19 protein-coding genes and 2 pseudogenes are annotated in these 22,725 nt (G+C 71.9%); 9 read left to right on the forward strand and 12 right to left on the reverse strand.

Features of this window, described 5'->3' with window-relative positions; genetic code table 11:
* Positions 1-43: 43 nt before the first annotated feature.
* From ACQ0O7_RS13975 to ACQ0O7_RS13990, 4 genes are read right to left on the reverse strand one after another with little or no spacing between them, the layout of a single operon-like run.
* Positions 44-2,617: a DUF6493 family protein gene (locus ACQ0O7_RS13975; protein ID WP_430782461.1), complete on the reverse strand. Its 2,574-nt coding sequence runs from the start codon at positions 2,615-2,617 to the stop codon at positions 44-46.
* Positions 2,618-2,627: 10 nt separating this feature from the next.
* Positions 2,628-3,653, reverse strand: coding sequence for an NYN domain-containing protein (locus ACQ0O7_RS13980; RefSeq protein WP_430782462.1), 1,026 nt, complete (start codon positions 3,651-3,653; stop codon positions 2,628-2,630).
* Between the two features lie 20 nt (positions 3,654-3,673).
* Positions 3,674-6,763: a hypothetical protein gene (locus ACQ0O7_RS13985; RefSeq protein WP_430782463.1), complete on the reverse strand. Its 3,090-nt coding sequence runs from the start codon at positions 6,761-6,763 to the stop codon at positions 3,674-3,676.
* 20 nt (positions 6,764-6,783) lie between these two features.
* Positions 6,784-8,049: a restriction endonuclease gene (locus ACQ0O7_RS13990; protein ID WP_430782464.1), complete on the reverse strand. Its 1,266-nt coding sequence runs from the start codon at positions 8,047-8,049 to the stop codon at positions 6,784-6,786.
* Positions 8,050-8,132: 83 nt separating this feature from the next.
* On the opposite strand from ACQ0O7_RS13990, the gene ACQ0O7_RS13995 reads away from it, so the two are divergent.
* Positions 8,133-8,300, forward strand: a complete 168-nt coding sequence (locus ACQ0O7_RS13995) for a hypothetical protein (protein WP_430782465.1) — start codon at positions 8,133-8,135, stop codon at positions 8,298-8,300.
* Between the two features lie 1,128 nt (positions 8,301-9,428).
* On the opposite strand, the gene ACQ0O7_RS14000 is transcribed toward ACQ0O7_RS13995, so the two are convergent.
* The 5 genes from ACQ0O7_RS14000 to ACQ0O7_RS14020 all read right to left on the reverse strand — a co-directional run bounded on the left by ACQ0O7_RS14000 (position 9,429) and on the right by ACQ0O7_RS14020 (position 13,044).
* Positions 9,429-10,226 (reverse strand): ABC transporter permease, encoded by a 798-nt coding sequence (locus ACQ0O7_RS14000; protein WP_430782466.1) that lies wholly within the window; start codon positions 10,224-10,226, stop codon positions 9,429-9,431.
* Complete coding sequence (locus ACQ0O7_RS14005; RefSeq protein ID WP_430782467.1) at positions 10,223-11,230, reverse strand: ABC transporter ATP-binding protein; 1,008 nt, start codon at positions 11,228-11,230, stop codon at positions 10,223-10,225. Before ACQ0O7_RS14005 ends, ACQ0O7_RS14000 begins: the two co-directional genes overlap by 4 nt.
* Positions 11,227-11,544 carry a hypothetical protein gene (locus ACQ0O7_RS14010; protein WP_430782468.1) on the reverse strand — a complete coding sequence of 106 codons (318 nt, stop codon included), beginning with the start codon at positions 11,542-11,544 and terminating at the stop codon, positions 11,227-11,229. The genes ACQ0O7_RS14005 and ACQ0O7_RS14010 overlap by 4 nt, the downstream gene beginning before the upstream one ends.
* Positions 11,544-12,101, reverse strand: a complete 558-nt coding sequence (locus ACQ0O7_RS14015; protein ID WP_430782469.1) for a helix-turn-helix domain-containing protein — start codon at positions 12,099-12,101, stop codon at positions 11,544-11,546. Before ACQ0O7_RS14015 ends, ACQ0O7_RS14010 begins: the two co-directional genes overlap by 1 nt.
* 226 nt (positions 12,102-12,327) lie before the next feature.
* Positions 12,328-13,044, reverse strand: coding sequence for a lysostaphin resistance A-like protein (locus ACQ0O7_RS14020; protein WP_430782470.1), 717 nt, complete (start codon positions 13,042-13,044; stop codon positions 12,328-12,330).
* Between the two features lie 142 nt (positions 13,045-13,186).
* Here ACQ0O7_RS14020 and ACQ0O7_RS14025 point away from each other — a divergent pair, with 142 nt between their 5' ends.
* From ACQ0O7_RS14025 to ACQ0O7_RS14055, 7 genes are all read left to right on the forward strand, one after another.
* Positions 13,187-13,810, forward strand: coding sequence for a Pr6Pr family membrane protein (locus ACQ0O7_RS14025; protein WP_430782471.1), 624 nt, complete (start codon positions 13,187-13,189; stop codon positions 13,808-13,810).
* 67 nt (positions 13,811-13,877) lie between these two features.
* Positions 13,878-14,900: a hypothetical protein gene (locus ACQ0O7_RS14030; protein WP_430782472.1), complete on the forward strand. Its 1,023-nt coding sequence runs from the start codon at positions 13,878-13,880 to the stop codon at positions 14,898-14,900.
* Complete coding sequence (locus ACQ0O7_RS14035) at positions 14,897-15,607, forward strand: tyrosine-protein phosphatase (RefSeq protein WP_430782473.1); 711 nt, start codon at positions 14,897-14,899, stop codon at positions 15,605-15,607. The genes ACQ0O7_RS14030 and ACQ0O7_RS14035 overlap by 4 nt, the downstream gene beginning before the upstream one ends.
* A gap of 29 nt (positions 15,608-15,636) precedes the next feature.
* The gene (locus tag ACQ0O7_RS14040; protein WP_430782474.1) at positions 15,637-15,810 is read left to right on the forward strand and encodes a CsbD family protein; all 174 of its coding nucleotides are present in this window, start codon (positions 15,637-15,639) and stop codon (positions 15,808-15,810) included.
* 165 nt (positions 15,811-15,975) lie between these two features.
* Positions 15,976-17,001 carry a hypothetical protein gene (locus ACQ0O7_RS14045; protein ID WP_430782475.1) on the forward strand — a complete coding sequence of 342 codons (1,026 nt, stop codon included), beginning with the start codon at positions 15,976-15,978 and terminating at the stop codon, positions 16,999-17,001.
* Positions 17,002-17,087: 86 nt separating this feature from the next.
* Complete coding sequence (locus tag ACQ0O7_RS14050; RefSeq protein WP_430782476.1) at positions 17,088-17,354, forward strand: GlsB/YeaQ/YmgE family stress response membrane protein; 267 nt, start codon at positions 17,088-17,090, stop codon at positions 17,352-17,354.
* 134 nt (positions 17,355-17,488) lie between these two features.
* Positions 17,489-18,109, forward strand: coding sequence for a hypothetical protein (locus tag ACQ0O7_RS14055; protein ID WP_430782477.1), 621 nt, complete (start codon positions 17,489-17,491; stop codon positions 18,107-18,109).
* Positions 18,110-18,217: 108 nt separating this feature from the next.
* Here ACQ0O7_RS14055 and ACQ0O7_RS14060 read toward each other — a convergent pair.
* The 3 genes and pseudogenes from ACQ0O7_RS14060 to ACQ0O7_RS14070 form a co-directional block, all read right to left on the reverse strand.
* A pseudogene (locus tag ACQ0O7_RS14060) lies at positions 18,218-18,433 on the reverse strand (response regulator transcription factor); the annotation flags it as partial.
* A 321-nt stretch (positions 18,434-18,754) separates the two neighbouring features.
* A pseudogene (locus ACQ0O7_RS14065) lies at positions 18,755-19,192 on the reverse strand (response regulator); the annotation flags it as partial.
* Positions 19,189-20,982, reverse strand: coding sequence for a sensor histidine kinase (locus ACQ0O7_RS14070; protein ID WP_430782478.1), 1,794 nt, complete (start codon positions 20,980-20,982; stop codon positions 19,189-19,191). The gene ACQ0O7_RS14070 and the pseudogene ACQ0O7_RS14065, both read right to left, overlap by 4 nt.
* Before the next feature lie 123 nt (positions 20,983-21,105).
* On the opposite strand from ACQ0O7_RS14070, the gene ACQ0O7_RS14075 reads away from it, so the two are divergent.
* Positions 21,106-22,725, forward strand: coding sequence for an alpha/beta fold hydrolase (locus ACQ0O7_RS14075; protein ID WP_430782479.1), 1,620 nt, complete (start codon positions 21,106-21,108; stop codon positions 22,723-22,725).

Consider the following 22,725-nt stretch of genomic DNA (forward strand, 5'->3'; position numbering starts at 1 on the left):
GCAGTCCGGCGGGCCAGCTGCTCCACGGTGGCCCACGTGAGGTTCATGCCGGGACCCCGCTCAGCACGCCGAGCAGCCGCCGCGCCTCCCGGGCCACCCGTGACCCTCCCGGCCGGGCCGCCGCTTCGGCCAGGCCGGGCAGGCTGTCGTGCGCACCGGTGCGCCCGGCGGTCAGGGTGGCGAGTTCCAGCAGGTCGGGCAGCCCGCGCGGGGCGGCCGGCAGCAGGACCGGCAGGGCCGTCCGCAGCACCTGCCAGACCGCGGCGGAGGCGCCGACCCGGTGTGCTTCGGCCAGGCCGGGCAGCACCCGGGTCAGTTTGAGGGTGCCGTCGGCGCACAGGTCACCGATCTCGGCGCCGAGGGCGGGCGCGAACGGTTCCGGCCGGGCGGCCAGGATCAGGAACGCGTCGACGGCGGCGAGCCGGTCGGCGTCACCGCGGGCGCCGAGCCCGTAGGCCAGGGCCAGGGTCATCGCCGGGCCGGTCGGGCCGCTGCTCTCGGCGAGCAGGGGCAGCACCCGGCCGGTGCCGCGCTGGTCCAGGTCGGCGAGTGCGGCCACGGCCGGCAGGGCCCACGCGGCGGTCACTTCCCGGTGGTGGGGCAGGACGGCGGTGACCACGTCCGGCGCGGAGAGGGTGGCGGTGTGGTAACTGGCCGTCGCGCCCTGGACGAGCGTGAACAGCCCTTCGGCGAGGACGAGGTGATGGTCGACCGGGTCGAGCTGGACGACGACCCGGCGCTGGAACGGGGGTGTCCCGCCGTACCGGTAACGCCCGTCTCCTCCGCTCTGGACCCAGCGGCTGCTGACCGGGTCGGGCATGCCACCGTCCTTGAGCCAGGTGGCGAACCGGCGGCCGGCGGGCGATGTCAGCTCGGCGGCACGCCTGGTCACGTCGACGTCGGTGTCGCGGGGCAGCCGCAGCAGTGCCTGCTCCAGGTCGACCGGCCAGGGGGTCCAGCCCTCGGTCTCGGCCCGGAGCAGCCGCTCCAGCAGGGTCGCGGCGTCCAGGCTGCCGTCCACCCGGGTCGGGGTGGCCAGCAGCAGCGGGACCGGCTCGGTGGTGATCCGCCCGGCCATCTCCCGCAGGCGCAGCACGAGGACGCCGGTGGGGCCGCCGGTCAGCCCCCGGTTCTTGCGCCAGCTGTCGTACTCGGACGGGTCGACGATCGTCTTGATCACGTAGTAGAGGTCGGAGCGCCTGCCGATCCAGCTCTCCCGGGTGAGCAGGGGCGCCAGGGTCTCGGTGAGATCGGGCACCGTGACCAGGGCGGCCATCACCCGCTCCCACGCGACGGCGGTCTCATGGTGCAGCAGGGCGACGATCTCGCCGGCCAGCTCGGCGGCGCCGGTGATCGGCGGTGGCATGGCGGCGGGCGGCACGGGTGGGACGAGCTCCGGCGGGCAGGACGGCGCCTCGACCGCGCCGAACAGCTCGGCGGCCCGTGCGGGCAGATCTCCGGCGAGGGCACCGGCGGCGTCGGCGATCCGGGCGACGGTGGCCGGGTCCAGGCCGGCGACCCGTTTGCCGATCAGGGTGAGCGCCCGCTCCTGCACGTCGAGCCCGGGATGCCCGAACGCCACCGCGATCGTCTCCATGACCTCGCCGGCCCGGCCGGGCTCCCGCCTGGCCACCTTGTCCAGCCAGGTCAACTGCGCTTTGACCAGACCCTTCTCGGTACGTTGCAGTGCCGCGACACTGGCGTCCATCAACGTGCCGAACTCCAGCAGACCCGCGTCGTCGATCGCGCGCAGCGCCCGCTGGGCCAGCCCGGCGACCGGCCCCGGCCCACCGGACAGCAGCGAGCAGTAGTCACCGGTGGCCGGAGTCAGCTCGGCAAGGGCCGGGGCCAGCCCTTCGTGCATCTCGGTGAACGGCCGCAGCCAGGCCGGACGGTCCCCGCGCACGAGTCGGTCGCGGACCGCGGCGAGGATCACCGCCCGGTCCAGGCGGCCCTCGGTGACCAGCTGGACGACGGCCGGCGCGAAACCGTCAGCCGGATCCCAGCCCTCCGGCCCGAGATGGCCGACAGGCAGGGCGCCGCCGAGCCCGTCGATCTCGAACACCGCCGGGAGCAGCACGTCCAGGAACGGACTGGCCCGCAGGTTGTCGGCGAACGGCCGGTTTCGCGAATCGGCGTCGGCGAGCCGGTCGAGCCAGCCGCGGACGAACCCCTCGGTGCGCGGCGCCGCCTCCGGGATGTGCCGCAGCATGGTGGCGACGAACTGCCAGTCACGCGCCCAGGTGTCCCGGGCGGGCAGCCGGGCGGCGAGGCGGACCCCCAGGTCGGTCTGCCAGGTCAGCTCGCGCTCCGCGACGATCCGCGCCCACCAGTGCTCCGGCACGGCGCCCCACCCGTCGCGCATCCCGCTGCGGGTGAGCAGGGCGGCGGCCCGGGCCGCGGACGGCATGCAGGCGATCACGGCGAGGGCGAAGGCGGGCGCCGGGTCCCGGCCGCGGCCCCACCAGTCCTCGCCGCGGGTGGCGCGGACGCCTTGCTCCACGTCGGCGCCGAAGGCCAGCCGCTCCGGCTCGGACATCGCCAGCAGCCGCTCGGTGAGCGGCCCCAGCGACTGCTGACGTGCCAGCCGGTCGACCTCGGCCCAGGTGAGACTCATGGGCGAGAATCTAGGGGCTGGGTACGACATTTTCGCTCGACGATCCGACCAGATAGTCGTCGGCCGTCTGGTTCCATTCCAGCCCGACCGCGCCGACCGCCGCCGCGGCCTTGCAGAACTGCAGGAAGCTGCGGTAGCCGAGCTTCTTCTCGCTGAACCCGGGCGCCACCTTGCGCAGCTGGTTCTTCAGCCCGGACAGCGCCACCGGCCCGTCCTGGACCACCGAGGCGAGCAGGGCGAAGGCGGTCTCCCGGTCACCGCGCTCGGGCAGGGTGATCTCCGGGTCGCCCTTGGCCGCCCGGTCGGCCAGCTCGATCACCGACTTGCCGGCCAGGTGGCGCAGCAGCTCGCCGAACGCGCGGAAGCCGAAGTCGGCCTCGTTGAACGTCGGGTCCTTGCGCAGCAGGGTGCGCTTGAGCACCGAGGCGGTGACCGTGCCGCTGCTCTGCTGCAGGCCGGCGACGGTCTGCGCGACCAGCGTCTCCAGGTCGCGGGGAGCGGGCTGCGGCGCCGGTTCCGGGGTCTCCGGCTCGGGCCGGGCCGCCGGGGCGGACGGGATCTCCACCCCTTCCAGGCGGTCGTAGAACAGGAACTCGTCGCAGGCCGGCGGCAGCAGCGCCGAGGTGGTCCGTTCGACGCCGACCCCGATCACCTTCTTGTTGAGTTCGCGCAACTTGTGCACGAGTGGGGTGAAGTCGCTATCGCCGGTGCACAGCACGAACGTGGTGACGTACTCCCGCTCGAAGGCCAGCACCAGCGCGTCGACGGCCATCTTGATGTCGGCGGCGTTCTTGCGGGAGGCGCCCATCTTCTGCGGGATGTCGATCAGCTCGACGTGCGACCGGGTGAGCATGCGGCGGTCCTCGTCGAAGTAGGACCAGTCGGCGTACGCCCGGCGTACCACCACCCGGCCCCGCTCGGCCAGGGCGTCGGTGACCGGGCGCAGGTCGAACCGCATGCCACCGAGATGGTCGCGGGCGCCAATCGCCAGGTTCTCGTAGTCCAGGAACAGGGCGATGCGTTCTTCGAGATCCACGACGCCACGGTACGCCCGATCTACTTGATCATGGGCCGCCGGAGTGCCGCTTCCGCCACTTCGGGGTGCGGATGGCGGCGCAGGTGGTTCATCTCCTCGACCCACGGCCCGGTCCAGCGGCTGTACTTTCCACCGGCGGCGACCAGGCCGAGCGCGAGCAGGCCGCCGGCCAGGTCACCCCGGTCGGCCAGCTGCCGGGCGGCGGCGGGGGCGGTGTCCGGCTGCCTGCCGGTGATCCCCGCGGCGACCTCGGTGGTCAGTACCGGATGGCCGGACAGCAGGTCGGCGACCTCGGCGGTCGGCCCGTCCAGCGCGATCAGCAGTGTGGCGGCGTCGCCCCGGAAGCCGGGGTGGGTGGTGAGGTGCCGGGCCAGCCGGCGGGCCGGCTCCCGGTCGGCGTCCGGATGCGCGCGGGCCCACAGGGCGACGGCGCCGAGGATCTCGCTCATCCGGCGCCGGGCCAGGCGGTCCCGTTCACCGGTGGACGGTCCGGTGTCCGCGGCGTCCCGGGCCGCGTACTCGTCCAGCAATGGTTCCAGCATCCCGGCTCCGGGACCGTCCAGCAGCGCCCCGACCAGGGACAGTGGAAGCCCGTACAGGCCGCGGGGTTCCGGGTCGGCGAGCGCCGCGACCGCGAGGCCGGGGGCCTCCGGCGACCACCGCAGCCACGTCCCGAGCCGGTCGTGTGCCCGCCGGCGGACCTCGGCGTCCGGGTCGGCGCACGCCGCCGTCACGAGTGCCGCGATCCGCCGCCGGCCGGGCTCGTCGATGTCGTCCCGCTCGCCGGCGTACAGCAGATCGAGCAGGGCCAGGGTCTCCGCGGGCGTTCCGGGCCCGGCGGCCTCCGGGTAGATCTCCCACGCCGCCGGGGACAGCCGGGGCATGGCCGCGACGACGCCGGCCCGCACGTCCGGAGGGGTGCCGGGGGTCCGCCACAGTTCGGTGAGGGTGCGCGGGAACTCCGCCGGACCGTACCGGGCGAGCAGCCGCACCGCGGCCTTCCGGCTGGTCACCTTGGCCGCCGGGTCGAACAGCACCCCGCGCAACTGGGCGAGCAGGTCGGCGGGCCCGACGAAACGCACCGCCCGGGCCGCGGCGGGCAGCGCCACCCGGGCCCGGTCGCCGCCGGCGTACCCGAGCAGCACCGGCAGTGCCCCGGCGGGCCGGTCGGTCCAGGACAGCGCGATCAGCGCGGCCTCCACCAGCGGCACCTCGGGCACGTCGAGGAACCGGGTGAGCAGCTCCCGGCCGGTCACCGGCACCCGGGCGAGATGTTTCACCGCCACGGTACGGGCCCGCCGCGTCCGCCGGTCGTCGGCGGCCACCGCGGCGACCGTCTCGGCGTAGACGCGCTGCTGCCGGGGCGTCCACCGCCGGACGTGCGACGGCGGCCCGCCCAGGGACGGGTCGAGCAGGGTGGTGCTGTAGCCGGTGACCTCGCGCCACACCGGGGCGAGCAGCCCGGCCGCCGGATCCTCCCGGAGCAGCACGGCGGCCCGTTCGGCGCGGGTCGCCGGATCGTCGAGCCACATCGTGGCGGCCTTCTCCCGCACGTCGGCCGGGGTGGTCGGCGAGGTGGCCCGGCGCAGCAGCTCCTGGATCTGCGGCACGTGCCGGGCCCGGGTCTCCAGCAGCTCGGCGAGGGCGAACAGCTCCTGCACGTCGGCGCTGATCCGGGCGGACAGCGCCGCGGTGACCAGGTGTTCCTGCCCGGCGCGCAGTCGGGTCTCCAGGAACCACGGGAAGGGCAGCCGGGCGATCATGCCGAGCGCCCAGCCGGTCAGATCCCGGCCGCGCACCACGGCCAGGGCCTTCCAGGCCAGCTCGGCCAGATGACGCTGATTGTCGGATGAGATGTCCGGGACGTCGATCGCCGCGTCGGTGATCGCGGTCAGCGTGGGCACGATCTCCGGGGTGAGGTGCGGGATCAGTCCGTGCAGCTCCTCCAGCATCCGCTCGCGGACCTTCTCGCGCTCGTTGCGGGTCCGCAGCAGCCGGTCCAGCACGTCCGGAAGCACGGCCGGCTCCCGGACGGCCACGTCGACCATCGCCGCGTACGCGCGACCGCGTGTGGACGGATCCCGGTCGCGGGCCTTCTCGTCGATCGCCGGCAGCGCCTCGGCGGCCGGGAGGCACCGGCGCCACAGCTCGGTGGCCTGTTCGTCACCGGCGACCAGGGCCAGCACCCGGCGTACCTCCCGGGTCCGCAGCGGCTCGGGCAGCAGCGCGACATGCCCCTCCCAGGGGATGTCCCCGGCGGGCGCGGCCAGATAGACCTCGGCGCGCCGCTCCGGCGGCAGCAGCTCCAGGAACTCGAAGTTCAGCTTGTGCAGCCCCACCAGCCGGTCCGTGCCCAGACCGGTCAGGTGCCGCAGCACCGGGAGGCCACGCTGGTGGAAGCTGGTGCCGTCCTCACCGCGAGAGATCAGCAGCGCCGCCACCCGATCCGGGAACCGTCTCGCCGCCGGCTGCGGATCGATGTCCGGCAGGACCTTCGGCGCGTGCCGTTCCAGCAGGTCGAGGACCAGGCCCGGCTGGGCGCCGGCGCATGCCTGGACGGCGGCCAGCACCCGGGACCAGTCCTCGCCGGCGGTCAGCCGGTCGTCCGCCCAGGCCAGGATCACGCCACTGTGCCCGCGGGCGAGACCTTTCCAGGCGACGACCCGATCGAGGTACGGCAGCAGGCGCGCCACCGTGGCCGCGGTGCACGCCGGAAGCAGTGCCGCCGCCTCCTGATCGCCATGGCGCTCGCGGACGGCGTCGATCAGCGGGTCACCGGAACCGGGCCGCCGCCGCACCTCCCGCACGATCAGCCGGCGCAGCACCGGCGCCGCGTCCACGAGCAGCTCACCGGCATCTGCCCAGCCCCGGCGCAGAGCCTGCCGGACGGCCTCCGACCGTACCGAATGATCGGCGTCCCGCAGTGCCTCGACCACGACGTGCGGCGACCCGGACGCGGCCGCCGCGACCACCGCCAGATAGCGGTCGTAGGGCCCGCCCGCTGCCATCTCGGCGATCCGCCCGGCCGGGTCGTCCTGTGCCCGCAGCAGGTTCAGCAGCGTGGGGATCCGGTCCGGATAGGGCACATGATCGAGTTCGTCGGACAGCATCCGGGCATTCTGCCGCACCGTCAGTCGTAGTAGCGGTCCAGGTCGTCGACGGGCGCCGCCGGCTTCTCCGGGTAGTCGACCGCGAACTCGGCGAACCAGACGTGCGCCAGCAGTTCGGCGTGATGGAAGTGGACCGCCTCCGATCGGGGTGTCGCGAAGGTGCGGTCCTCGGCCAGGTGCCTGCGGGCCTGGGCCAGATAGCGCAGCGCCCGCTTCTCGTGGTCCGGGAACCGTTCCAGGCGGCTCACGTCGGTGGCGGCGACCGTCCTCACGGCACGACCGACACGATCCCGGACCCCTTGCACGTACGCGGTGAGGTCGGGCCGCTCCTCGCCGGCTTCACCGCCGGCCACCCCAGAGCTCTCCAGCATCCGGGCGGCCGCGTTGACGGCGGTCACCGTGCCGTCCCGTCCCACCGTGAACAGGCACACCCCGATCTCCGCGGCGGTCTCGGTCGCGGCCCGGGTGTAGCCGGACGTGGCGTAGAACAGGTGGTGGGCGGCGAGCGGGCGGGCACCCCGCAGCTGTTGGACGGCCGGGCCGCCGACCGGCAGGGCCAGCATCTTCACCTGGGCCACACCGGACGCCGCGGGCACGTCGATGCCGCTGTCCCGGCCGCCGCCGGTCAGCCGGGCGTCGGGGAAACCGATGGCCCGCATGTGCTCCCGGGCGATCTCCTCGACGGTCCGCCAGTCCGCGGGCAGGACGACGTTCCCGGTGGTCGTCTCGGACCGGGGCCGAGCGCCGACATCGGGCAGCGGCGGAACCGCTGCGGATTCCGGGAGCCGCCTGATGTACGGCCCGGCGCCCTCGGTGATCAGCCGGATGTCGTCGTTGCCGTGGGATACGCCGTCGATCACACCGCTGTCGTCGAGGAACAGCCGCACGCCGAGGTCCCGGCCGTCCTCGGTGAGCAGCCGGGTGGCCACCCCCGAGTCCGGCCACGGATCGGTCGCCGGGTCGGTGGGGACGATCCCCCGGCTGCCCGGCCCCGGCACGGTGGTGACCGTCGCGGTGCCGCGGTCGATGAAGTACCAGCCGGACAGGGTCCGCACGGCCACGGCCGGCGCGCCCGCCCGCCGCCGGATGTTGTTCATGAACACGGCACTGCGCCCCGGCTCGATCGCGGCGTCGAAGATCGCCTCCACGTGCCGGTCGCCGATCAGGTCGAGGATCCGCGCCGCGATGCCGTCGTCGATCGCACCGGGGTCACGCTGGGAGGTGAATCTCCGGTACGCCCACAGCGTCCGCGAGTCCCGGCCGAGCGGCGACAAGTTCGTGGTCATCGCGGGATTCTGCATGATCGGCAGATATTCAAGATCATTTTGGGTGTGGGTGGCTCCTCCGACAAATGGCTATAGTTCCGGGCATGTTCGACTTCGAGGGTGAGACCCGGGAGAACGACCCGCCATCCTCACCCTGGGCCAGGATCGCCGCCGCCTCCGGCACGTTCATGGCGATGATCGGCCTGGCGGTGGTGGCCCTGGGCGCCGCCGGCTTCGCCATCGTCTGGCTGGTCGGCACCATCCGAAGCTGACCTCACCCCGGCAGGTTCCGGCCCGGCGCTGCCCGGCTCCGGGCTGCGGCCACCGGCCCTCGGCGAACGCGTGCGGTGTCACCCCCATGACCCGGCGAAAATCGGCGGTCATGTGCGACTGATCGAAATACCCGACCTCGACGGCCGACTCCGGCAGACGGCGACCGCGCCCACCCGGCTCCGGCAGACGGCGACCGGAACCAGCCGACTCGGGCGAACGAGTACCGGAGTCAGCTGACTCCGGCGAACGGCTACCGGAACCAGCCGACACCGGCGAACGGTGATCGAGCCCGGCCAGCACCCGCCGAACCCGGTCGATCCGGACGAAATGACTGGATGGCAGCCCGAGGACTTCGGTGAAGACGTTCCGCAGATGCCGTTCACTGACGCCGAGCCGGTCCGCCACCGCCCTCACCCGCGAGCGCCGCAACAGGACCGCCGCCCTCGCCACCAGGGGATCGCCCGTCACATCCGGTAGCGCCCGAGCCAGCGCAGCACTCCCCCGGGCCGGACTGCCCTGCGCCGGACTGCCCCGCGCCGGACTGCCGGACGAACTCCCGGAATCGTGGACTCTCCAGATCCGCGGCCCGCATCGCCCGCCCGGTGACCGGCATCCCCGGGAGATCGGCGGCCCGACCGAAACCGCAGCTGAAGACAACCCGGCCCGGGACGATACCGGGCGGCATCGCCGCCGTCGCCGTAGCCGCCCTGACCGATCCCGTTCACTCCGGCCGGACGTACACGGTGACCGGCCCGGAGCTGTTGAGCGTCCCCGATCAGGCGCACATCCTGCCCGGGGTGCTGAACCGCGAGATCCGCGCCGTCGACACTCCACCGCCGCCGGGCGTCCCGGCAGCCGTTGTGGCGTGGGCGAGGGCGGGCCACAACGAGGTGGTCACCGAGGACGTGCGCCGCGTCCTGTCCCGGCCCCCGGCGAGTTTTCCGCACCTGGGCGCTGCGCAACCGCGAGGCGTTCGGCACGGCGCGGAGTGCCTCACCCCGGTAGGCACACATCCCGCACAGCCGACCGTGCGTTCGGCGCCGAGACCGGCGCGCGGGGTGGTGCGCCCGCCCCACCCCGCGACATCGGGCATCCCTTGACCGAGTCACGCCACGACCGGGTCGCGGTCAGGTGAGGTCCCGGCGCATCGGCAGGACCACCGCGATCGCCGCCGCCGCCAGCGCGTAGCCGATCAGCACCAGCGCCCCGGCCAGCGGTGGCAGCAGGGTGATCGGGGCGCTTCCGATCTCCTGTGACATGGCGTCGGCGAGGTAGGTGAAATCGGTCAGTGCCGCGGTGGCGCCGCCCGGAAGGACCGGGTAGAGCGCGTTGACTCCGGGAATCAGCATGAGCAGGGTCTCGCCCATGTACAGATATCCGATCACCACGCACAGGGCGGTCACCTGATTGCGGAGCAACGCGCCCACCCCCGCACCGATCAAGAGGTAGACGACCATGGCGAGACCGATCCGGGCGATCAGCATGAGCACGGTGCCGTCCGGTAGGCCCAGGGTGATCCCGCGCAGGGCGGTGACCGTGAACAGGGCCGCGGCGGCGGTGCCGGCGAGGATCAGCCCGTAGGCCAGGCCGGCGACGGCGTAGGTGGCCAGTTTCGCCGCCAGCACCCGGCCACGGCGCGGCGCGAACAGAAACGTGACGGCAGCCGTGCCGTGCCGGTACTCGGACGTGACCGCCAGGGCCCCGGCCGCCGCGGGCAGGAACGCGGTGTAACCCAGCAGTCCCAGCAGGGCGCGGACGCCGGCCTCGGTGTCCAGTCCGGGCATGGGTGGATCGAAGTTCTCCGGACCGGCGAGCGTCAGCATGCCGGTCAGGCCGCCGCCGATCACCGCCGCCGCCAGCAGCAGCCCGACCCACATCCGGGTGGCGGCCAGACGGCGGAACTCGGCTCTGATCAGGTCTCTCATGGCCTGTCCGCCTTGTCCGCCCGATCGGCGCCGTCGGTGTCGTCCGTGGTCAGACGCAGGAAGAGGTCCTCGAGGCTGGAGGCTTCGGTGACCAGTTCGTACACCCGGAGCCGGTGCGCGGTGGCGAGGTCGGCGACCTCCGGCGCGCTGACGCCGGTCACCCGCAGCCGGCCGTCGCCGATGACGTCCACCCGCACGTGATCACGAGGCGACCGGCCACCGTCGACGGGGCCGGCTGGACGGGCCGGGCCGACGCCATCGACCGGGTGGCCGCTGCCGGCTGGCGCGGCGGTCCGCAGGACCTCGGCCAGGCGGGTGGCGTCCGGGGAGGACACCAGCACCGCGGGTGGGCCGGACAGCCGGGACCACGGGCCGGCCGCCATCAGTGCGCCCCGCCGGATCACCACCACGTCGTCGACCAGCTGCTGGATCTCGCTGAGCACGTGGCTGGAGATCAGGACGGTGCGGCCCTCCCCGGCCAGGTGGCGAAGGAAGCCGCGTAACCAGCGCATGCCCTCCGGGTCGAGGCCGTTGCTCGGTTCGTCCAGCATCAGCACCCGGGGATCGCCGAGCAGGGCGGTCGCCAGGGTGAGCCGCTGACGCATGCCGGTGGAGAACTCCCTGGTCCGCCGGTCGGCGGCCTCGGTCAACCCGAGCATGTCGAGCACCTCGCCGGTGCGGTGGTCGGGGTGGCCGCCCATCGCCGCGTAGACCCTCAGGTGGTTGCGGGCGGTGTGGCCGGGATGGAACGCGCCGGCGTCGAACACCGCACCGACCGTCCGGGACGGGTGCGGGAGATCGCGGTACGCCCGGCCGCCGATCGTGGCGGTGCCCGATGTCGGCGACACCAGGCCGGTCAGCATGCGCATGGTGGTGGTCTTGCCGGCGCCGTTCGGGCCCAGGAAGCCGGTGACCACTCCGGGTCCGACGGTGAAACTCAGGTCGTGGACGGCGGTGACCGGGCCGAACCGCTTCGTCAGGTTCTGCACCTCGACAACGGTCATGTGGAGATCACGATCTCGTCGAACTCGCCGCCGGTGACCGTGCGGTCCAGGATCAGGTGCACGCCGGGCTCACCCCGGCGGGCGGCGACCAGCTGGCGGGGGCCACCGAACAGGCCCCAGACGCCGATCTTGAGGAAGCCGGACACGGCGATCCCGCGCCGGGCGCCGCGGGCCAGCCGCAGCGGTTCGGCCACCTCGGACATCCGCCGCACCCCGGCGGCCGGAACGGTCAGGTGGTCCCGGCCGGTCCAGAACCGCTCCCAGCCGGTGAACCGGATGTCGACGACATCATCGGTGCGGGTGATCGTTGCCATCACTCACTTCCTTCCTCCGCGCCGGGCACGTCGACCGGCAGCAGGATGGTGGCCATCAGACGGGGCACCCGGTCCGCGCGGGGCGCGTGGCCGAGCAGTGGTGCGATCAGACGGTTGAGATCGGTGGCGAACGCCGCCAGCTCGGCGTCGCTCAGGTGCAGCAGGATCTGCTGGTAGCCGGCGCCGTCGGCGGCGAAGTCGACGTGGTCACGGGCGATATAACGGGAGAAGTCGGACAGCAGGCTGGACACGAACGCGGTGAAGTATCGCGAGTGGTCCTCGGGTGTCGCGGCGGCCAGCGCCTCCGGCGACAGGGTCGCGCCGTGGGCGGGCAGCCGGTAGACCCGCTCGACCGCGCCGCGCACCCGGCGCTCCTCGGCCACCTCGATCAGACCGGCTTTGACCAGGGTGGCGACCTGCCGGTAGAGCGTGGCGTGCGGCACGTCCGGCAGCAGGGCCACCAGGTCGTGCGTGGTCAGCCGGGAGCCCGCCACGGCTCGCAGGATCCGGAAGCGCACCGGATGCAGCGCCAGTTCGGCCCAGCGGTCACTCGTCATGTCCACATCGGAACTGTATCACTATCGATAGTGATACAGGTAGGCCAAAAACGTGTGCCGACTTGCGGCTCGATTCGAGCCGCAAGTCGGCACACGAAATGACGGTGACCGTCGCATTCGCCCGGCGGTCGCCGGGCGGCCCGGCGGGGACGCCCAGCTCGCGTGGACGACATCCAGCGACCCGATCTCCGTGGAGCCGACGGGCGTACCGGCAGAAGGGTTTGATCTATGCCAGTTGGGTGGCGGCCAGGCCGGCGGTGATCAGCAGGCCCAGGCCGTTGGTGGCCCAGTGCAGGCCGACGGCGGCCAGGAGGCTGCCGCTGCGGCGGCGCAACTCGCAGAGCAGGAGGCCGGCGAGCGCGGTGAAGGCGACGGCGGCGGTGACCGCCAGGATCTGGCCGGTCAGGCCGGTGCCGACGGTGGCGCCGACCGCACCGTTGACGCGGTTCAGGCGCAGTGACGGGAGGATGTGCCAGAGGCCGAACAGGACCGAGGACGTGATGCTCGCCCAGACCGCGCCGCGATGACGGTTGACCAGGCCCATCAGGACGCCGCGGAACGCCACCTCCTCCAGCAGCACGGTGCCCAGCGGAACCACCACGAACGCGGTGGTCAGCGCGGCGCCCAGATGCAGGTGGTAACGGACGTCCTGGAAGGCGGGGCGGGTGAACGGCAACGCCGCGCCGATCGCGTAGACGACGGCTACCAGCAGCACCGCGCCGAGCGCGTATCGCAGGCCGGGGACCAGTGTGCGGCGGGACAGGCCCAGGTCGTGCCAGGTCAGGCCGGAGCGGCGGCCGATCAGGACCAGGACCAGTGCGACCAGTGGACCGGCGACCAGGCCGGTGCCGGGCGGGCCGTATTTGTTGGCGACGTTGACCGCGACCAGGATCACGACGACGGCACCGAACACCAGGGCCAGACGGGAGCGGGAGAGGGGCACGAGGAAGAGACTTTATCCTTCCCTGGACGGACAAATCGGGTTTACGTGACAGCGTGTGACGTACAACTCGTTACCCTACGAAACGTGTGTGTCGCTCGGAGTTTGGTGAACCGTTCGGCGGGCCGGCGACGTTGAACCAGGCATGGGGATTCATGCCAGTCCGCAGTGGTGGTGGCGACTGTCGATCGTGGTGGCCGGAGTGTCCGGGCTCTACACCGCGGACTACGGCATCGTCGCCTACACCACGCAGAGTTCGATCGCGGTGATCGTCTACTACGCCGGGGTCCTCTACTGGATGCACCGGCGCGTCACCGTCGAGGCGGCGGCACCCCGGCTGCGGGCGGCGGTGCTGTCCTGGGTGCTGCTCAGCGGTGTGGTGCTGCACTTCGTGCTGGCCGGTGGGCGCAGTCCGCTACCGGGCGTGTTCGCCGGGGACGCCGGGGAGATCTCCTCGTTCCTGGTGCACTATGTGCTGCCGGCGATGGTGCTGGCCGACTGGGCGGTGTTCCGGCCGTTCGGGACGACCCGCTGGCCGGACCTGTTCGCGTGGACACTGTTCCCTCTGGGGTACGCGGCGATCGCTCTGCTACGGGGAGCGCTCGGATTCCGCTACCCGTACCGGTTCCTGGATCCCACGTACCAGGGCTGGTCCGGGGTGGGTCTGTGGATCCTGCTGCTGGCGGCCGGGTTCCTGCTGATCGGGGCGCTGCTGATCGGGGTCGACAGGTCCCGGCGACGCTCGGTCATCATTTCGTCGCCCGATTGAACCCTCCACTCACCGTGTCCGTATCTTGCACGGGGAATGACAACGAGCGGGTCAGCGGGAGTCTGGTGTGGCGGAGCGCAACGGCGCCGACGGTGAGCGCCCACGGCTGCGGATAGCGGGATACGTGCCGGGGCATGCGGAACCGGTGGCCGGGTCGGAACCGGATACCGGCGGTGGCGGTGCCCCGGCCGGGCTGCCGAACATCGCCGACTACTGGCCGGACGCCCCCAGCCGACGGCGGGTCACCGGCGCGCCGCCGCCTCCGCTGCTGCCGCCCGCCGAGTTCGAGCCGCCGCCGGAGCCGCCCGGTCGCCGAGGCCGGCCGGCGATCCTGGTGGGGCTGCTCGCCGGGGCCGTCGCCGTCGGAACACTGTTCGTGTTCCGTCCGCAGGACGATCCGCCGGCACCGCAGGAGGCGGCCGAGGCCCCTCCGAGTGCGGCCGCGCCCAGTACGGCAGCGCCCAGTGCCGCGACCCCCAGTGCCGCGCCCACCACCCCGCCCGCTCCCCCGCTGACCGTCGGCGCGTTCGACCTGGTCAACGGTGTCACCGAACTGACCGTCCGGACCGCCGACCTGGACGGAGAGAACTTCCAGGTCACCACTCCGAAGAACTCCGGACTGGACGTCGACACCAGATTCGACGACGGCTCCCTCAAGGTCCGTGCCAGACCGGACGGTTCCGACAAAGGCTCCGGCCGGGTCGACGTCGTCCTCAGCAAGGACGTGGTGTGGCGGCTGCGGATGACCGGCGGCGTGCGGAAGGCCTCGTTCGACATGGGCGCCGGCACGGTCAGCGACATCGACCTGATCGGCGGAGCGCAACGCATCGACATCACCCTCGGCAACCTGGACGGCACCCTGCCGATCCTGATGGCCGGCGGGGTCGCCGAATGGAGGATCAACACGGCCGGTGAGGTGCCGGTGCTGATCGCGTTCACCAGCGGGGCCGGAGACGTCAGCGTCTACGGCGAGGAGAAGGGCGGCGTCGGCGAGGGCCGGGCGATCACCTTCGGCGATCTCAGCGACCGGCCCGGACTCGACATCGACGCCGAAGCCGGCCTGGGCACGATGGCGATCACCCGCGAATGACCCGGCATCTGGACTGGGACGGCTGCCACAACGTCCGTGACCTGGGCGGACTGCCGACCACGGGTGGGCGGCACACCAGGTTCGGCGCGGTGGTCCGGGCCGGCAGTCTGGACCGGCTGACGCCGGAGGGATGGGCCAGACTGATCGCGTACGGGGTGAGAACGGTCATCGACCTGCGCGAGGACGACGAACGTTCGCCCGATGCGGTGCGCCCCGACGGCATCGAGGTCGTGTCCGTGCCCCTGGACGACAACGCCGACAGCGCCTTCTGGGACCGGATCATCGACGACGACGTGGACGGCACCCCGCTCTACTACCGGCCGTTCCTCGATCACAAGGCGGACCGGTGTGTGACCGCGCTGCGGGCGGTCGCCTCGGCCGGGCCGGGTGGCGTGGTGGTGCACTGCGGGATCGGGCGGGACCGCACCGGCCTGCTGTCGCTGCTGTTCCTGGCCCTTGCCGGGGTCGGCCCGGAGGCGGTGGCCGAGGACTACGCGCTCAGTGGTGAACGCCTGAAACTCCACTTCGGCGACGACCGCGACCCGGTGGCCGAACGGCTTGGCCTCCAGGGGACGACTGTGGCGGCTGTGATGACCGAGCTGTTCGCGTCCGGCCTGGTGGAACGCCTGCGACAGGCCGGCCTGACCGACGCCGAGCAGGAATCGCTGCGGGCCCGCCTGATTGGGACCGGGGACGACGGGTACTGACACGTACAGATGAGACGTGGAGGTGTCTGATGTCGTTCGACGACAAGCTGGACAACAAGACCGAAGAGGTCGGCGGCAAGGTCAAGGAGGGCGTGGGCAAGGCCACCGACGACGAGCGCCTGGAGGCCGAGGGCAAGACCGACCAGCGCTCCGCGAACCTCAAGCAGGCCGGCGAGAAGATCAAGGACGTCTTCCGTTCCTGATCCTTCTGGTACGCCGTATGGCGCTCACCCGGTTCGGGTGAGCGCCATACGTGTCTTCGGGCGGTGGGCTTCACTACCCGGTCACCACGATCGGGATACGCGTCGACAACCCACTTCCTCACCAATAACCGAAATGTTCTCGCCTGGTCTGCAAACATCATCCTCATGGAGACCGAGGCGGAGCTGCCGGCCGCCGAGGAGCGGAAACGCGAACACCATTTCTGGGTACGGGCCCTGGTGCTCGCCGTCCTCGGGGTGAGTGTGGTGGCGCTGCTCGGCGCGACGCTGCTCAGCATCTCGCACGCGCCGGCTCCGCATCGGATCCCGCTCGGCTACGTCGGCCCGGACAGCACCCGCGAGACCCTCGCCGCGCGGGCCGGCGACGCGCTGGAGTTCACCACGTACGACAGCCGGGAGTCCGCACTGACCGCGATCGGTCGCCTGGACGTCTACGGCACCCTGATCGTCACCGGCACGGGCGTCGAACTGATCAAGTCGACGGCCGCCTCGCCGCAGGTGGCGGCCACCCTCACCGGGCTGGTCACCCAGGCGTTCGCGGGCACCACGACACCGGCGGTCACCGAGGCCACTCCCCTGCCGTCCGGGGATTCGGCAGGTGGTGGACTGGGTGTGATGCTGCAGGTGGTGATCCTGGGCGGCACGATCGGGTCGATGGGGCTGGGCCGGCTGGTGCCGCGCTATCGCGCGAACTGGGGGCGCGGCGAGCTGCCGTTGCTGTTCCTCGTCCTGTACGCGCTGTGCGTGGGCGCCGGAGTAGCCGGCCTGGCCCGCGCCTTCGGGGTCGGGTCACATGTCGACTTCGTCCACCTCACCCTCGGCCTCGCGTTGATCAACCTGGCCGCGACCGCGTCGACGAGCGCGCTGGTGTCCCTGGTCGGGGCGGCCGGCGGCGCGGTGGGCGGCCTGCTGTACTTCCTGATCGGCGCCCCGATCAGCGGGGCCGCCACCGCTCTGCCGCTGATGCCGGTGTTCTGGCACGACTTCGGCCAGGCACTTCCACCGGGCGCCGGGGCCACGCTGCTGAGGCGGGTGCTGTACTTCCCGGACGCGCCACTCGGGACCCCACTGCTGACCCTGACCCTGTACGCGACGATCGGCGCGACGGTCCTGGGCGTGGTCAACCTGGTGGCCGGCGCACGCCAGCGCAAGAGCCTGTCCGGCCTACCCTGATCCGGCCCTGATTTGACGTCCGTCACGTTTGGCGGGTCCACCCGTTCGGGAACCCGGACCTCAGGTTCAACCCTTGAGGAGCAGACGTGGAAGTCACCGGATTCTTCACCGCCATCCTGTTCGGCCTGGTCATCGGCGCGCTGGGCCGTCTGGTGGTCCCCGGCAAGCAGAAGATCCCGATCTGGGTGACCCTGCTGATCGGTGTGGTGGCGGCGGTCATCGGCACGTTCATCGCCGCCCTCCTGGGCGTCGACGACACCAGGGGCATCGACTGGATCGAGATCGCCCTGCAGATCGGCCTGGCCGCGCTGGGTGTCGGCATCGTCGCCGGCACGTGGCGCCGCAAGCACTGATCCCGCACGGTCCCTCCTCAAGACCTCCTCGTGGTTCAGCCCCCGGTCAAACCTGATCGGGGGCTTTTCCTCATGTCGGGTGACGATCGGCGCTTTCTTGGACAAACCGGACCAATCGCGCCTACGGTGGCGGCATGAGTAAACGAATCGCAGCCGTTCTGTCGATCGCGTTGACCATGCCGACCATCGCATTGACCGCATTGACGGGATCGCCCGCGTCCGCCGCCCCGACGGTGGATCAACTGGAGAGGGCTCTTCTCGCCCCGGCGCAGGCCCCGGCCGGGTTCTCCTTCCACAGCCGCCGGGTTCTGGCCCGCACCGTCACCCCGCCGCCCACGGCCGACCCGTGCAAGCCCACCACCGCGGCGTTCACCGACGCGCCCGGCGGTTCGGTGAGCGTCTCCTTCCAGAAGGGAGGCAAGGACGGCAACCTCATCACCGAGTCGATCAACGCGATCGGCGCGAAGGCCGCCGCCGACCACATCAAGCGCCAGCAGACCATCCTGGACCGCTGCCCGACCATGACCAAGAACGTGACCTACTCCAAGTGGCAGGCCCCCGCAGCGGCCGGCGCGACCTCGATCGGTTTCATGACGACCGTCCAGGAGCCCAAGGAGCCCGCGGTCAAGGCCGTCACGGTGGCGGTGGCGCACGGTGAGGTGCTGGCCACCTTCACCGCCGAGGCAACCGACACCGCCGCCCTGAACACCCTGGTCACCACGGGCGTTGCCAAGATCAAGCAGACCGTCCGCTGACCCTCTGTCCATAGCATTTAAGAATTACTAACAGCGACTCAAATCGCCCATAGTCGCTCATATTTTCTCACAGTTGCTCATAGTCGCTCATAGTCGCTCGGGGAGCCGTCACCACGGCTCCCCGAGTAGCCCGGCCCGAATAAGCCCACTCTCATACGCGTACACCACCGCCTGCACCCGGTCCCGCAGAGCGAGCTTGCCCAGCACCCGGCTGACATGGGTCTTGACGGTGCCCTCGGACAGGTAGAGCCGCCCCGCGATCTCCGAGTTGGACAGCCCCCGAGCCATCAGCCCGAGCACCTCACGCTCCCGCTCGGTGAGCGCTTCCATCTCCGCCCCAGCCCCGACCGCCCCCGGTCCCGCCGAACCCCATCCGGCCGAACCCACCCCTGCCGAACCCACCCCTGCCGAACCCACCCCGGCTGGCCCCAGCCCCACTGGTCCCGGTCCGGCTGGCCCCAGTCCGGCTGATCCCAGTCCGGCTGGCCCCAGTCCGGCTGATCCCAGTCCGGCTGGTCTCAGTCCGGCTGATCCCGCCCCGGCTGGCCCCGATCCGGCATCACCCGACACTCCGGATACTCCGGACCCGGCCGATCTCGGCCCTGGCCCGGCCCCTGACCCCCGAACCCCCGGAACCACTCCACCCGGCCGCTCCCCCACGGGCACATACCGGTCCAACAGCCGTCGTGTCACGCTCGGTGCCACCACCGCCTCACCACGGACCACCACCCGGATGGCCGACAGCAGATCCGGTGCGAGCGTGTCCTTCAGCAGGAATCCACTGGCCCCCGCCCGAAGCGCCGCATACACATACTCATCCAAATCGAACGTGGTCAGAATCAGCACCCGGATCCGCCCGTCACCGTCACCCGCACAGATCCGCCGGGTGGCCTCGACCCCGTCGACCTCCGGCATCCGAACATCCATCAGCACCACATCCGGCCCGGTCTCCAGGGCGGCCCGGGCGGCTTGCTCCCCATCCGCCGCCTCACCGACCACCCGCATGTCCGGCGCGTTCTCCAGAATCATCCGAAACCCGGTCCGAACCAGCGCCTGATCATCAGCCAGCAACACCTTGATCATGACCGCGACTCCCCAGAAGACTCGACACCGGACGCCTCGACACCAAGCGGCTCGACACCAAGCGGCTCGACACCAAGCGGCTCGACACCAAGCGGCTCGACACCAAGCGGCTCGACGCCGGACGGCTCGGCACCAAACGGCTCGGCATCATCAAGCGGCTCGATAACGGACGGCTCGACATCGAGCGACTCGCTACCGGCCGGCTCGGATCGGCCGGTGACCGGAAGCTCGGCCCGCACCACGAACCCGCCCCGCACCCCTGGCCCGGCGTCGCACCGCCCGCCGAGCAGTCTCACCCGTTCGCGCATCCCACGCAGCCCCGCCCCGTTTCCGTCGCCGGGCCCACCACCCGACCCGTCGTCGCGGACCATGATGCGGAGTGTCGCGCCGGTGTGGACCACGGTCACCTCGGCGCCCGCTCCGGGACCCGCGTGTTTCATGGTGTTGGTCAGGGCCTCCTGGACGATCCGGTACGCGGTCAGATCCACCGCGGACGGCGACTCCACCGGGATGCCCTCGACACGCAGCCGAACCGGTGTCCCCGCCTCCCGCACCTGGTCGAGCAGTCCCGGCAGCATCGCCAGGCCGGGCTGTGGATGCCAGGTGTCGTCGACCTCGCCGACGGTGGCCAGCACCCGCCGCATGTCGGCGAGTGAGGCCCGCCCGGTCTTGATGATCGCTTCCAGGGCCGCCCGGGTGTCGTCCGGCCGGTTGTCCAGCGCCGCGGCCCCACCCTGCGCCTGGATCACCATGACGGACAGCCCGTGGGCGACGACGTCGTGGAGCTCCCGGCTGATCCGGCCGCGCTCGGCGGCCACCGCCAGCACCGCCTGCTGCTCCCGCTCCCGCTCCCGGTCCACGGCTCGCGCGCGAAGCTCGGCCAGGTGGGCACGCCGGCTGCGGGTCCAGGCCCCCAGCGCCCAGGCGGCGATCAGCGTCAGCACCAGCCCCGGCAGATCGTTCCAGGCGATGACCCAGCTCTCCCCGGCGAGTTCGCCCGGAAACCCGCCGGGCTGCGGCCCGGGCGGCGGAGCATCCATCGGCCCGGCCCCCGGAATCCCGCCTCCGGGAAGTCCGAAGCCCGAATTCCGGCCATCCGGAAGCCCAACGCCCGGCCCCTCACCATCCGGAAGCCCAACGCCCCGTCCCACTCGGTCCGGAAGCCCAACGTCCGGCCCCTCACCATCCGGAAGCCCGGCACCCGGGCCCACACCACCCGGAAGCCCGACGCCCGGATTCGAGCCATCCGGGACCTCTGCCGCGTCTCCACCCGGCCCGGCCGGTTGCTCTTCCCTTCCGGGACCGGCAGGAACGGCGGAACCGGTGGGAACCGGCGACACCGGACGATCCGGATCTGGCCGGAACTCCGCTCCGGACCCCACCGCCGGCCGAGCCTTGAGCACCGCGAACGAGCTGGACCCCACCGCGAGAACGAGCAGAACGGCGAGCACCCCCAGCGAGCGGGCCCAGCCATATCGCACAGCCACCGTATACAGCAGGATCGGCACACTCAGGTCGATGACCGTGAGCGGCATCGAGTCGGTGAGATGGATGATCGCCGCACCGCAGCAGACGGCCAGCATCACGGCCGGCCACCGCCGCCGGAGGGCGACCGCGAGGGTGGCCGCCACCGTCCCCACCCACCACAGCGCCCCGAGCGTCCCGGCCAGACTCTCGTCGCTGCCGTTGACCAGCGCGCAGAGCAGCAGCAGGGCGACCGCCAGACCGGCGTCCCGCACGGCCGGCCGCCGCGCCCACTCCCGGGCTCTGTCCACAAGATGCGCTGCCATGATCCCGTGAGCGTACGACCCGCACACCGTCCCCCGAATCCGTCGCGAGAGGTATCCCCGACGCCCGCCGGATACCTCTCACGGCAGACGCGGGCATCGCCCCGTACGCCACAGGATGACCCCATGAATCGATCCGCACCGATAGCAATGGCGGTGGTGATGACGGCACTGGCCGCCGCCACGCCCGTTCAGGCAGCGCCCCGGACGTCCTCGGCGATCACCTGGCAGCCGTGCCCCGACTACTCCGACGATGCCCTGTCGATGATGGTGCCGCCCGATCGCCGGGACCGGTTCGAGCAGCTCCTGCACCGTCTGGAGTGCGGAACCATCGGTGTCCCGCTGGACCACGGCAAGCCCCGGGGCCGGCAGATCACCGTCGCGCTGACCCGTCTCCCGGCCACCGACCGGGCACACCGGCTGGGCGGTATCGCCCTGAACCCGGGCGGTCCGGGCGGCAGTGGTTACCTGATGCCGGTCCAGCTCATGACGATGGGCACCGCCGACGGGCTGAACGACCGTTACGACCTGATCGGCTTCGATCCGCGCGGTGTCGGTTACAGCACCAGCGTGAATTGCCCGGACGGCCCGGACGCCCCGGACACGCTGGGCCCGGTCACGAAGGAGGCGGCCCGGCAGCGGTACGCCGCACAGGTGCGGGACACCAACGCCTGCGGCCGGTCGGATCCGGCCTTCCTGTCCCGGCTCACCACCGCCGACGTGGCCCGTGACCTGGATCGGATCCGTGCCGGCCTGGGCGAGCGGAAGCTCAACCTCCTCGGCGTCTCCTGGGGCACGTGGCTGGGGGTGGTGCACCGCGACCTGTTCCCCGGCACGGTCGGCCGGATGTTCCTGGACAGTGTGGCGATCCCGGATTTCAGCGTCGTCGCGTTCCAGGACGGCCGGGCGGCGGCCGCCGAACGCAACGCCCGGCGGATGACGGCCTGGATCGCCGAACGCGACGACCGGTTCGGCCTGGGTGACACACCGGAGCGGGTCCAGGCGACGATCATCACGCTGAGCACCGATTACGACACGAACCCGCGCCGTTTCACCGATCTGCCGATCGCCCTGGACGGCTCGTTCATCGCGGTGGCCATGATCCAGGACGCCTCGATCTGGCCGGTGGCCGCCCAGGTGCTGAAGGAGTCGCGGGAGGCGACCGGCCCGGCCGCACCGCCCACCGTCAAGGAGGTGGTCAGCCCACCGGACTCGCCCGAACCGCCGGCCGAGCCCCCGGCCGACCTGCCGGAGCAGAGCAACCGGACGATGAACCGGGCCGCTTTCTGCAACGAGGACCCGAGCCGCCTCGGTTTCGACGCGGCTTGGAAGGCCTTCCAGCGGCGTCTGAAGGTCAACCCGCTGACCGGCCGGGCGCAGGACTTCAACGCCGGTTGTGCCGGCTGGCCACTTCCGGTCCAGACGGTGCGGTTGCGCCCCGGGAAGAGCTCGCTGGTCCTGTCCGGACACCGATTCGAGACCCCTTCGCCGTACGAGTGGACCCTCGACACGAAGGCGGCGGTCGGCGGTCACGTCTACACCGTCGACGACGATGTCCACGGCTCGGTCCTGCAGGTCCCGGCCTGCTCGGACGACGTGATCACCTACTTCCACACCGGCACCGTCGACGACGGTTGCGCCGGCGTCCCGGTGCCCACCGAATCCGGACCGGGCACCGAGGCGCGGGGAGAGGACCTGAACGGGACAGGGACGGTCCCGGGTGGGTTCCGTTATCCCCGGTCCTGA

It is taken from the genome of Actinoplanes sp. G11-F43 (genome assembly GCF_050589265.1).
Classification (GTDB): Bacteria; Actinomycetota; Actinomycetes; order Mycobacteriales; family Micromonosporaceae; genus Actinoplanes.